The following is an 11,551-nucleotide window of genomic DNA, read 5'->3' as shown; positions in this document are numbered from 1 at the left end:
GGCATATCTTCCGAAACTATCGACACCCTCGAAAGTTCCGGAATTAATTTGCAACAGTGGCTACACGGTTTCGATAGTGTTGAAGATTCCGTCAAAGGAAGTGTGCAAACGGTCAAGAACCATCCCCTCCTGCCAAAACACATTCCAGTTCATGGCCTTGTAATCGACCCGGAAACAGGAAAGTTGGATTTAATAGTGGACGGTTATAAACATAAGGAATCGTAGGGAATCCGAATTGAATGAAGCCTTCTTAGATCACGAAACGCTATTCTGGGAATACTAGCTATCGAGAAACGTTAGTTACATACACTATCAAGCAAAGGCTGCCGGCAAAATCGGCAGCCTTTGCTCAACTAACGGGCAGGATAGTTCCAATATGTGGTATAATTTTTTGAGAGCATCTAGCATGAAGAGAGACAGATTGGTGAACGATCGTATTTATTTAGGGCATAGAAGCTCGGGACTTGTTGCAATCATAAATGATGTGAATCAGCTTAGTTCGGGGGGAGTATTATTTTTTTCAACACAATAAATTACCTCAGTCAGGAAATGAAGTTCAGCGTCGAGCCTATCAAGTAATCAAAGAACTCAATATTCTCAATGACCTGTCTAGATATACCCCTACACTCTGCGGTACCATTCCAATTTCGATTGATGTGAAGGGGTCTGACCTAGACATTATTCTGGAGGTATATGATTTAAAGGTTTTAAAAGATGAAGTCTATTCACTTTATGGGAACTTAGATGGGTTTGTTTTAAGGGAGTTAGTGGTCAGAAGTGTGCCAACAATCGTGTCAAACTTTCACTTTAGAGGTTTTGAATTCGAACTATTTGCTCAACCAAGCCCAGTTCAACAACAAAATGCTTATCGGCATATGATTATTGAAAATCACCTTTTATTAAAGAATCCCCACATAAGAAGTAAGATTATAAGCCTTAAGGAAAAAGGCATTAAGACTGAGCCAGCATTTGCTCAAGTTTTCGAATTAACAGGAGACCCTTATGATGAACTTCTTATTCTTGGAAGGGAAATTGGGAGAATCAATTAAGCGGGTAACGTTTGTTCAAAACACAGCAATGGGAGGCTGCCGGCACGATCGGCAGCCTTTCGCTCACCTAACGGGCAGGTTGGTTCCAATATATGGTATAATCGTGGCCTTGAAGGAGGTTAATGAATGCGTCAAATACACAGGACGTTCCCCTTTAAACAAAAGTCCATAGGTTTTTTGTTTTTAATTTTAGGTATAATAATATTTCTTATTAAATTCATCTCGGGTAGTGCAGATAATGTAGGGGAGAGCCCTACACTTTTTTACATCGGGGGGAATGGTGAGGTAATCAGCCAATTTCCTGTGAAGGATGGAGAAAGTAAGTTACTCAGTATCTTTTGATAACCCAACGAAACGTACGTTCAAGATCGTCTCCGTAGAGCCTATCCTAACTAGAAGAGGTCATGATGTATTGATAGGTGAAGTCATGCCTCTTGAAGAGGTCAAATTTTGAAATCTGGCGAACAAGTTCAGTTTAATGGAAAATTCAACGTAAATACCAGTGGGTTATCTGAGGAAGAGATTCGAAATATGATTCCAATAATTGAGGCTTACAAAGTCGTGTTCAATCGACATGAAGAAATAATTCTTCCACTAAGTAAACCTAAGAAGTAAGTTATTATAAGTCATTGCTAAACTAAACAGGGAGCAAACTGCCGTGGCAGCCGCTCCCTGTTTTCATTCAAGTAACGAGCAGATTAACACAACTAGCTCTCCCCTATGATAGTATTAGTATTAGGTATAAGTAATTAATACTTGGTTGGTTCCTGCTTTTTGCAACTACTACTATAAATCTTAACAAGATCGGAAGAGGGAAATCATGAATTGTTCATACATTCTCAAAGTAGTGGATTCAGGTAAACGAAAATAAATTCATACATAGGTGGAAGCCCAAGGATTCCAGAATACATTGCTCTCCCAACGTGTACTCTATGTGGTTCTATGCAAACATTCTTTTTCCAAATTGAACTCCCAGAAGAGCATCGGTGGAATGGATTAACGATTGCTTTGTTTTATTGTACATCTTGTTATGACGGTAATTACCTAATTCCAGAGATGTTAGATGGAAGTTTAAAAAATGCTGTAATACCAAAAAGCTTCTTAAAGAATTATCAACGTAATTTTAAAGTCCTTACTTTTCAAAACGATGAGGCAACACTTCGAAAAGATTACATTGAGAAAATAACTTTCAAACCATTAGAATTGATTAAATCGAATGATGTAAATATCAAAGAGAATAAAATTGGTGGTAATCAGTACCGCCCAAGTTCGGCTGTGAAAGCTGTGGCGGAGAGATGTACCCGGAATTCTACAAAGGTGTGCATGGATATGAGTACAGGATTGAAGATGTCCTTCCAGCAAAGACAGAGGAAGAGAATATGGAGAACAAAACTCCTTAATCCAAAGTTGAACAGAAAGGGCGGGAAGGTGGAGCGGAGAAGCGTCAGCGGTTGCCCTTTGAATCTTGTGTTCAAACCAATAAAAATATGATCAAATGTACACAAGTTCAAAAGGCAATCGTAGCCCACCTTGCTGCCCTCCCACTCGCCAAACTGAACTCAATCGCCAGAGGCCGTCCGCAAGGACGGTTTTTCTTATTGTATAATAGTTAAAATAACTGTAGCAACTTACTTTTTCACTGCATGATTTTGAAGCACATGCTCAACACCAAAAATGGGAATAATGATTGTTAATGAGCAGGAGCTGAGAGATGCTGAAAATCATCTTTTTTCAGTTTGTCCAGATTGGATCAATTAAACGATTGAATGGGAGAGATGTTCATGGAATTGCACAATAAGACAGCAATTATTACCGGAGCGGGGAAAGGAATCGGAAAGGCGACTGCGATTGCTTTGGCCACAGAAGGCGTACAGCTTGGTTTAATGGCAAGAACGAACAGCGACTTGGAGTCCTTACAGGCAGAATTGACCCGAACTTATGGAATTAAAGTTTTTATTGCAAGCGCTGATGTATCTGTTAAGGCTGAAGTGGACGCCGCCGTTTCCAATTTGATCGAAAGACTCGGGTCCATCGATATTTTGCTTAATAATGCGGGAATGGCGCAGTTCGGTACACTGCTCGATATGGATCCCGATGTGTGGGAGAATATCATCAAAACGAATGTCCTTGGGACCTACTACGTAACTCGTGCTGCTCTGCCTGCCATGCTGAAACAAAGCAGCGGTTCTATTATTAATATTTCTTCCTCCGCCGGCGAGCGCGGAAACGCTACTGCTTCCGCCTACAGCGCCTCCAAATTTGCGGTGATCGGAATGACCGAATCCCTTATGCAGGAAGTACGGAAATCCAATATTCGGGTAACGGCCCTTACACCAAGTACCGTTAACACCGAGCTGGCATCCAATGCAGGGTTGAAAATAGGGGAAGAGGATCGGATGATGCAGCCGGAGGATGTGGCAGAGTTGATTCTGATGACTTTAAAATTACCACAGCGTGTATTCGTCAAAGCCGCTGGAATTTGGACAACCAACCCTCAATAAGATTGGAATCGAATGGGACTATGAACTCGAAAATTAACTTTGGTCGGGTTATGGGTTGACATTCTGTCGCGAAGTAACTGCAATGGTTACAACGGTGGTGATGCTAAAGTGAAACAGATTAGTAGCAGATTTTCCATTGCTGTCCATATCCTTTCTCTGATCGCCGTTAGCTCCAAAGATTGTACCGGCGATTTCATAGCGGGCAGCGTGAATACGAATCCAGTTATAATCCGCAGGATAATGGGGATGCTTAAGAAGGCGGGTTTGGTAGACATTCGTCTCGGGGTGGGCGGCGCTTTCTTGCTGAAGGATTCCGATCAGATCACGCTTCTGGACGTGTACCGCGCCGTGGAAGTCATCGAGGACGGTCAACTGTTTAATTTTCACGATGAACCGAATCTCCAATGCCCGGTTGGCCGGAATATTGAAGCGGCTCTTCGTTCGGAAATGAAGGAAGCCCAAACCGCGATGGAACAAAGGTTGGCTCAAGTGAACTTAAGCCAGCTAGCTTCTCAGTTTGTGTAATAAAAGCTCTTATAGCTTTTTTATGCCGTCGTTGTAACCAAAGTAGTTATAACGACTGTGATTATTAGATTCATACTATAGGAGGAATTACGATGAAAATTTTGGTGACAGGCGCAACAGGGAAATTGGGATCACTTGTAGTAGAAACTTTATTGGAAACCGTACCGGCTAAGGATCTTGCCGTCAGCGTTCGCAACCCGGAGAAAGCGGAGAGCCTTCGAGCTCGCGGCGTTGATGTAAGGCTTGGGGATTTTGAACAGCCGGATAAGCTAGATAAAGCGTTCGCAGGTATCGACCGCCTCTTGATCGTTTCCACGGACGGCGACAACGAAACTCGGACTCGCCAGCATACTGCGGCTGTAGCGGCTGCTAAGCGCGCTAATGTCGGTTTCATTGCTTATACCAGTTTAGGAAACGCTAGCGAGAACACGATATTCCTTGCGCCGGTGCATCGTGCCACTGAGGAAGCCATCAGAAACTCGGGGATTCCTTATTCCTACCTGCGCAACAACTGGTACTTGGAGAACGAGACTAGCAGCATTCAAGCAGTCCTTGGAGGAGCACCTTGGTTGACTTCGGCGGGATCCGGCAAAGTAGGCTGGGCGACCCGTGGCGATTATGCACAGGCAGCTGCAGCCGTACTGGCGGGCGTTGGCCATGAGAATTCCGTGTATGAGCTGTCCGGCAAACTTGCTACACAAGAAGAGCTAGCTTCTGTCCTTGCCGGTGTCTTGGGCCGGGAAGTTCCCGTTCAACAAGTGGATGACGAAACTTATGCCAGCATAATGAGCAGCGTAGGTGTACCTGAACCGGTCGTTCCGATTCTGGTTGGAATTCAGAGTGCGATTCGCGATGGCGCATTGGAAGTCGAGAGCAATGATCTTCAGAAGCTGCTTGGACGTCCGGCCACGTCACTCGAAGAGGGTCTACGTCAAATCGTAAACGAAATTCAGGCTTAATTGAGCGTGCGAAACAGAGGTTGTTCCCGAAGGTCTAATGCGACCGGAGGGATTGCGTCTTTTTTATGCGTGTATGGAAAGTCTAGAGAATGTTTGGGGAATAGTACTTCATTATGAACAGTAATGGAGCGTAGAGGAATGAAAGTATTATCCATGATTCAACCGTGGGCGACTCTGCTTGTCCAAGGCGAGACTCTCTATGAAACAAGATCCTGGAAGACCCGGTATCGCGGACCGTTGGCCATTCATGCAAGCCAGAAAGTCGATAAGCAGGCCTGCAAATATGAACCCATCCGTTCTTTACTCGCCAAGAATGGCTATACGGAACAAAACCTCCCTACGGGGGTTATCCTTGCAACTTGCGAGCTTACGAATTGTTATCAAGTCATCGACGCTAATCATACGTCAGCCATTCTGGATTGCGGGAAGGTCGTGACGGGGGATGACTTCCTGTTAGGCGATTACAGTCCAGGTTATTTTGCGTGGGAAATAGCGGGTTTCCGTCTGCTGAAGCCCTATATTCCAGTGAAGGGAAAACTGGGACTATGGGAATATCCGATAGGCGAAGAGTTGATGATATGACCTATGTAAACAATCAATTAATGGAGGTTCTGACTTGACCAATCACTTATTTTCTCCTTATGAAATTAAAGGTTTACAATTGAAAAATCGGGTAGTCATGGCCCCCATGTGCCAATATTCCGTAACCGCTAGGGATGGCAAACCCAACGAATGGCATTATGTTCACTACCATAGCCGCGCAATTGGCGGTGCAGCCTTGATCATCATGGAAATGACGGACGTTGAGCCGGATGGTCGAATAACCGACTTTGATTTAGGGATTTGGTCCGATGACCATATTCCGGCATTTGCCAGAATTATTGATGGGGTTCATGCTCACGGGGCCAAGATTGGGATTCAAATTGCTCATGCTGGCCGAAAAGCGGAAGATGCTAAAGAGCCAGTGGCCCCTTCCGCTATACCATATCCGGGATCCCGCTATAAGATGCCCCGTGCACTTACAGTCGATGAGGTAAATCAGATGGTACAGCTCTACGCTGATGCAGCCCGCCGGGCTGTTCAGGCAGGCGTAGATATGATTGAGCTTCACGGGGCGCACGGATATTTAATTCATCAGTTTCAATCCCCTTTTACCAACAAACGCGAAGATGCGTATGGACAAGACCTGACCAAATTTGGGGTAGAGGTCATACAGGCGGTCAAAAAGGAAATGCCTGCAGATATGCCGTTATTTTTCCGAATCACTGCCGTAGAGTACGCGGATGGGGGTTATGGTATGGAACATGCCATTAAGTTATCTAAAGCTTACCATGCAGCAGGTGTAGATGTCTTTCATGTAAGTTCTGGCGGGGAAGGACCCGTAGGGGAAAGAAAGCCTGGCAACTACCCAGGTTATCAAGTTCCTTTTGCGCGCAAAATTCGGGAGGCTCTTGGGGTGCCCGTCGTAGCTGTAGGCATGCTTGAGGACCCGGCACTTGCTCAATCCGTCATCTGCAGCGAAGAAGCGGATTTAGTGGCGATCGCCCGTGGCATGCTTCGAGATCCTTACTGGACTATCCATGCTGCTAAATCGCTTAGAAGTGAATATACCACCATTCCAAAGCAATATGAGCGGGCTTATCATTAATGGGAAAATAGGGAGGCTATCCGAATGTCATTGAAAGAGAAGCGAGTCATAGTTGTAGGAGGCACATCAGGTATTGGATTATCGACTGCCAAGGCATTTCTGGATGAAGGGGCAAAGGTAGTTATCGCAAGCCGTTCCGCTGCCAAGCTCTCGGAAGCCAAACAAACGCTTGGCGGGAATGTTGAAGCTTACGAGCTGGATTTTCGGAGTGAAGAGAAAGCCGCGGAATTTTTCGAAAAGGTTGGCAAGTTTGATCACTTGGTGATCACCGCGGGCGAAGGCGCGATGGGTGAGTTCCGCGAATTGCCGGTTGAACAGGCGCAAACTGCTTTCGACAGCAAGTTCTGGGGCCAGTATATCACCGTTAAAGCGGCTATCCCCTATTTGAACCAAGAAGGTTCCATCTCCTTGACTTCCGGCGTTTACGGCAAACGGCCTCCGAAGGGGGCATCCACGCTGGCTGCGATCAACTCGGCGTTGGAGGGTTTAATGCGGGGATTGACGGTGGATCTTGCCCCGATTCGGGTCAATGTGGTTTCTCCCGGAATCGTAGATACGCCTGTCTACGCAGGTATGCCGGAGGAAGACCGGAAATCCATGTTCAACGCCATTGCGCGCCAATTGCCTGTCGGACGGATCGCGCAGTCGGAAGATATTGCCGAAGCTTATGTTTACCTTGCGAAAAACGGATTCACCACTGGCTCCGTTATCCTGATTGAGGGCGGGGCGCTCCTGTCCTAAACTCAGTACGTAAAACATATTAAAGATGCACTGAGAAGGTCATGAATATCTACGCGAGTAGAGTTCATGGCCTATTTTTCAAACAAGTATTAACCAATATATTCAAAAAAAGGATAACTAAAAAAAGTAATTTGATAACTAAAAAAAAGAGGCGTATGATTGATTCTTAGGATAATTAGATTAGAGAACAGGAGAATGGTAGCCAACATGCAGAAATTATCACGATCCAAAACCATAAGTCTGGTCACTTTTCTTGTTATTGTATGGGGAATATCGTGGCCTATTTATAAAATCGCTCTTGAATATACGCCTCCTCTTCTATTCGCCGGATTGCGCACGTTGATCGGAGGAATATTATTAATCGTCGTCTATTGGTCCAAACGGAAAGAAATACGCTGGAAAGAAAACTGGCCGGTCTATCTGACTTCATCCCTGTTTAACGTCGCTCTGTTCTATGGGCTGCAGACCGTCGGGATGATGCATATGCCATCGGGATTGTTCTCGGTTATCGTTTATCTTCAGCCTGTCCTTGTCGGGATTTTGGCCTGGTTATGGTTAGGAGAATTGATGACGGGATTAAAGGTAACGGGCTTGATTATCGGGGTCCTTGGCGTGGCGGCTGTAAGCGCGGGAGGGTTATCGGGGCATATAGCTGTCCTGGGTATCGTATTGGCGCTTATTACGGCATTCAGTTGGGCTATCGGCACGGTGTATGTCAAAAAAGTGAGCTCGCGGATAGATTCCATTTGGCTGGTGGCCTTTCAATGTACAATCGGGGGAATCGCGCTGACTTCTGTTGGTTCGATTACGGAAAAATGGTCGGATATCGTGTGGAATGGGCATTATTTATTTGGACTTGTATTTGGGATCGTTGTTGGGATTTCGGCCTCTTGGGTTGTTTATTTCATGCTAGTGAATGCAGGCGATGCCAGCAAAGTTGCTTCTTATACGTTTCTCGTCCCGGTCATCTCCGTTATTAGCGGCGTGCTGTTTTTGAACGAAGCTTTTTCCAGCTACCTTTTGGTCGGGCTTGTTCTCATTGGAATCAGCATTTATCTGGTCAATCGCAAGCCCAAATCAAGCTTATCCCGGCCTCGTAAAGACAACTTAGAGACGGAAGACAGGAGGAGGTATTCGCTTTGATTATTGATAACGTTAATAAAGAAGTAGCCGTACGTTCCCGAGCCAATATAGTTTGGCTGATTTTGGGGATTTTATTCATTGCAGCGAATCTTAGGGCACCCATCACTGGACTGGGTCCGTTGGTTGGATATATTCATTCCCAAACCCATTTGTCTAATACAATTACGGGCCTGCTTAGTGCTTTGCCGCTGCTCGCTTTTGCCATCCTTTCTCCGCTTGCACCCAAAATAGCGCACCGGATAGGGATGGAATCTTCCTTGATGGCAAGCTTGGTATTGTTAACGGCAGGCATCCTATTGCGATCGTTACCCTCCGTTACGGCTTTGTTTGTTGGGACTCTGGTCATTGGGCTTGCAATTGCGGTTGGGAATGTGCTTCTGCCTAGTTTAATTAAAAGGGACTTTCCTGACCAAGTTGGACCCATGACTGGAGCCTTCTCCGCATCCATGAATATATTCGGAGCGCTGGCCTCCGGAATAAGCATACCTCTCTCGGTTGGAGCCGGATTAGGTTGGAGAGGGTCATTAGGGTGCTGGGCATTGTTAGCAGGACTCGCGGTTTTGTGTTGGCTGCCGCAGCTGCGGAATCGCCGCACCTATGCCTCTATTCCAGCTAAAGGAGGCTCTGTCTGGCGCTCGAAGCTGGCCTGGCAAGTTACTTTGTTCATGGGTCTGCAATCTTTTCTGTTCTATATCAATGCCAATTGGTTACCGGAGCTGCTTCATGAGCGGGGAATGAGCATCGCTACCGCCGGATGGATGTTAGCTGGAATGCAGTTCATTAGTCTTCCGTTTTCTTTTATCGTTCCGATTATTGCTGCCCGGAATAAGAACCAAAGAGGTATTGTCGCGATGACCGTTCTCTTCCACCTTATCGGATATATTGGCTTGCTGACGGGGAATACGGAATTGACATGGTTATGGATGATTTGCATTGGAATCGCCGTAGGGTCAAGCATTAGTTTGGCTCTCGCTTTCTTCGGACTTCGAACAAAGGACTCCAGGCAAGCGGCGGAATTGTCAGGGATGGCTCAGTCGGTCGGGTATCTTCTGGCGGCGGCCGGTCCGATTCTGTTCGGATTTCTTCATGATGTCACGCATGCTTGGTCGTTATCCTTGATGACTCTTGTAATCGTCAGCGTGCTTTTGCTTCTTGTCGGTCTAGGAGCTGGGCGCAACGCTTACGTTTCTCAGGAAAGCTAACTTTTTGACTTAATAAAGGGCATAAACCTCCTCCCACTCGCCAAACTGAACTCAATCGTCAGAGGCCGTCCGCAAGGACGGTTTTCTTACTGGGTGTTATGTTGAGACTTTTTCGCAAATAAAATGAATAGAAATTTGTTACACTAACGGACTTACCTCGCGGCAGCTCCTCTTTTTGTTGTTCATTATTCAAGTAACGGTCAGTTTAATTTATATGTAAAAGGAAAACTAAGGTAATTGGCGAAAAGGTTATTAGGTGAGGTGAATTTACATATCTACTCTAGAGCTAACGCAAATGGAACAAACCATATATCGGTATTGTTTGCATATTACCCATAATCAGTGGGATGCAGATGACTTATCGCAAGAGGTTCTATTTAAAGTGTATAAGGTGGTTAAATCGGATCCTTCACGTATGATATCAAAGGCTTATCTGTATCGAATCGCCTCAAACGCATGGAAAGATAAAATAAAAATGGATAAACGCCGCATCCAGACCACAGATACGGCTTTTAATGATACATCATTTCATGATGGGGAGCTATCTACACGAGAGCTGCTGGAAGCATTAGCTCACCGGTTATCACCACGGGCCTTAGTCATTTTGTTGCTCATAGATGTTTTTGATTCTACTGCGAAAGAAACCGCCGAGTTCTTATCACAAGCGGAAGGGACTGTCCAGGTGACTCTGGGGCGTGCACGATTGAGATTAAAGAAGCTGGCCCGTCGAATAGAGGAACCTAGCTCAGATCCTTTTAGAAGGAAGTTCCGAAATCGTATGCCTCACAACTGGATTTGGATAGCCTCGTCAATGCCTTCAAACAGAGAGACCTTAGTGCGATATGCAGGAGTTACCTCGAACTGGTCAAGATACGGGTGAAAATCAGCAACATCCAATTGGTAAATGGGAGGATCGCTTTCTATTTAGAAGATCCAGACGGGAATAAATTTTTGGTGACGGAAAAAATTTTTTAAACTCTCTGTTTGGTTTTCGGTGAATGTGTCGTTTATTAGTCAAGTTCACATTAATACTTAAGGAGGAGATCTTCAAAATGAGTCAAAGTCCATTTTTTGGTGTTGGTATTTTCGTCCCGGTCAGCGACCTGAAACGATCAACAGAATGGTATACCCGTGTGTTAGGATTTGAAATCAGGCATAAAGATGATCCGAACGCTACTGTGACTATGATGAATGATAACAAAATCATTTTTTGCCTCGTTCGTTCCTACAACATTGAACAAAAACCATTTCCTAAAAATGATTATGGTGTAGGACAGTATTTTAACTTTCATACGCACGATATTGAGTCGGCATATAACCTGCTGCGGCAGCGAGGAGCCGATGTTGGTGAGATTGAGGAGTTCGACGGAATGCGAGGATTTTCAATTCAGGATCCTGATGGGAACAGATATGGGGTAGTGAACTAAGGCCTACAAACAAGCTATATTGACGTTCCGTTGAACTACCCTGAAAATCTCACATAGCTGAGAGCTAAAAATGGCAATACCAAATTAGGCGCAGCTATGACGTTTTTTTCAAAAGGCTGCGTCTCATGTTTTAATATGAGTGAGGTATTATGAGGCGTTGGGAGCAGCGATTGTTACTGTAAAGCCAAGATTCTCTAGCCTACGAACGGATTGTTTAACGATGAAATCTTGCTGACGTTTTTCAAAATAATCAGCACCTAAATCTCGGTAATCTTCGTTGCGAGTTAAGAGATGATAGGCGATCTTCATGATGGCGTGTGCAACAGCAACAGCCGCTTTACGACCACCTTTACGTG

General features: G+C 45.1%; 12 protein-coding genes and 2 pseudogenes. 13 read left to right on the top strand and 1 reads right to left on the bottom strand.

All coding sequences use genetic code 11. From position 1 onward, the window contains the following. The 13 genes and pseudogenes from G519_RS51805 to G519_RS0135685 form a co-directional block, all read left to right on the top strand. A pseudogene (locus tag G519_RS51805) lies at positions 1-225 on the top strand (carbonic anhydrase); the annotation flags it as partial. 263 nt (positions 226-488) lie between these two features. Further along, entirely contained in the window at positions 489-1,049 is a 561-nt protein-coding gene (locus G519_RS46225) for a DUF4269 domain-containing protein (RefSeq protein WP_051253991.1), read from the top strand. A 942-nt stretch (positions 1,050-1,991) separates the two neighbouring features. Further along, positions 1,992-2,540, top strand: a complete 549-nt coding sequence (locus G519_RS50860; protein WP_029198675.1) for a hypothetical protein — start codon at positions 1,992-1,994, stop codon at positions 2,538-2,540. A gap of 290 nt (positions 2,541-2,830) precedes the next feature. Then, positions 2,831-3,550, top strand: coding sequence for a 3-ketoacyl-ACP reductase (locus G519_RS0135730; protein ID WP_029198674.1), 720 nt, complete (start codon positions 2,831-2,833; stop codon positions 3,548-3,550). Positions 3,551-3,658: 108 nt separating this feature from the next. After that, a complete protein-coding gene (locus tag G519_RS0135725) occupies positions 3,659-4,075 on the top strand; it encodes an Rrf2 family transcriptional regulator (RefSeq protein WP_029198673.1) in 417 nt (138 codons plus the stop codon). Between the two features lie 92 nt (positions 4,076-4,167). Next, positions 4,168-5,034 carry an SDR family oxidoreductase gene (locus tag G519_RS0135720; RefSeq protein WP_029198672.1) on the top strand — a complete coding sequence of 289 codons (867 nt, stop codon included), beginning with the start codon at positions 4,168-4,170 and terminating at the stop codon, positions 5,032-5,034. A 138-nt stretch (positions 5,035-5,172) separates the two neighbouring features. Next, on the top strand, positions 5,173-5,616 hold the full coding sequence (locus G519_RS0135715) for an ASCH domain-containing protein (protein WP_028557746.1): 444 nt from the start codon (positions 5,173-5,175) through the stop codon (positions 5,614-5,616). Between the two features lie 34 nt (positions 5,617-5,650). Then, positions 5,651-6,682, top strand: coding sequence for an NADH:flavin oxidoreductase/NADH oxidase (locus G519_RS0135710; RefSeq protein ID WP_029198671.1), 1,032 nt, complete (start codon positions 5,651-5,653; stop codon positions 6,680-6,682). A gap of 24 nt (positions 6,683-6,706) precedes the next feature. Further along, positions 6,707-7,423, top strand: coding sequence for an SDR family oxidoreductase (locus G519_RS0135705; protein ID WP_029198670.1), 717 nt, complete (start codon positions 6,707-6,709; stop codon positions 7,421-7,423). A gap of 207 nt (positions 7,424-7,630) precedes the next feature. Next, the gene (locus tag G519_RS46220; protein WP_051253989.1) at positions 7,631-8,566 is read left to right on the top strand and encodes a DMT family transporter; all 936 of its coding nucleotides are present in this window, start codon (positions 7,631-7,633) and stop codon (positions 8,564-8,566) included. After that, on the top strand, positions 8,563-9,768 hold the full coding sequence (locus tag G519_RS0135695) for a CynX/NimT family MFS transporter (RefSeq protein ID WP_051253987.1): 1,206 nt from the start codon (positions 8,563-8,565) through the stop codon (positions 9,766-9,768). Before G519_RS46220 ends, G519_RS0135695 begins: the two co-directional genes overlap by 4 nt. A gap of 295 nt (positions 9,769-10,063) precedes the next feature. After that, positions 10,064-10,648 carry an RNA polymerase sigma factor gene (locus tag G519_RS46215; protein ID WP_051253986.1) on the top strand — a complete coding sequence of 195 codons (585 nt, stop codon included), beginning with the start codon at positions 10,064-10,066 and terminating at the stop codon, positions 10,646-10,648. A 172-nt stretch (positions 10,649-10,820) separates the two neighbouring features. After that, on the top strand, positions 10,821-11,195 hold the full coding sequence (locus tag G519_RS0135685; RefSeq protein ID WP_029198668.1) for a VOC family protein: 375 nt from the start codon (positions 10,821-10,823) through the stop codon (positions 11,193-11,195). 147 nt (positions 11,196-11,342) lie between these two features. Here the strand turns inward: G519_RS0135685 and G519_RS51170 are convergent. Continuing rightward, positions 11,343-11,551 (bottom strand): annotated as a pseudogene (locus G519_RS51170) (IS110 family transposase); the annotation flags it as partial.

It is taken from the genome of Paenibacillus alginolyticus DSM 5050 = NBRC 15375 (assembly GCF_000422905.1).
Classification (GTDB): domain Bacteria; phylum Bacillota; class Bacilli; order Paenibacillales; family NBRC-103111; genus Paenibacillus_E; species Paenibacillus_E alginolyticus.
The sequence above is the reverse complement of the archived record's forward strand: the minus strand, read 5'-3'. Positions and strand labels throughout refer to the sequence as shown.

Excerpts from the sequence above, each read along its gene's own strand:
- G519_RS0135685 (WP_029198668.1), top strand. The coding sequence starts at position 10,821 with ATGAGTCAAAGTCCATTTTTTGGTGTTGGTATTTTCGTCCCGGTCAGC.
- G519_RS46215 (WP_051253986.1), top strand. The coding sequence starts at position 10,064 with ATGGAACAAACCATATATCGGTATTGTTTGCATATTACCCATAATCAG.
- G519_RS0135705 (WP_029198670.1), top strand. The coding sequence starts at position 6,707 with ATGTCATTGAAAGAGAAGCGAGTCATAGTTGTAGGAGGCACATCAGGT.
- G519_RS46220 (WP_051253989.1), top strand. The coding sequence starts at position 7,631 with ATGCAGAAATTATCACGATCCAAAACCATAAGTCTGGTCACTTTTCTT.
- G519_RS0135715 (WP_028557746.1), top strand. The coding sequence starts at position 5,173 with ATGAAAGTATTATCCATGATTCAACCGTGGGCGACTCTGCTTGTCCAA.
- G519_RS0135720 (WP_029198672.1), top strand. The coding sequence starts at position 4,168 with ATGAAAATTTTGGTGACAGGCGCAACAGGGAAATTGGGATCACTTGTA.
- G519_RS0135730 (WP_029198674.1), top strand. The coding sequence starts at position 2,831 with ATGGAATTGCACAATAAGACAGCAATTATTACCGGAGCGGGGAAAGGA.
- G519_RS50860 (WP_029198675.1), top strand. The coding sequence starts at position 1,992 with ATGCAAACATTCTTTTTCCAAATTGAACTCCCAGAAGAGCATCGGTGG.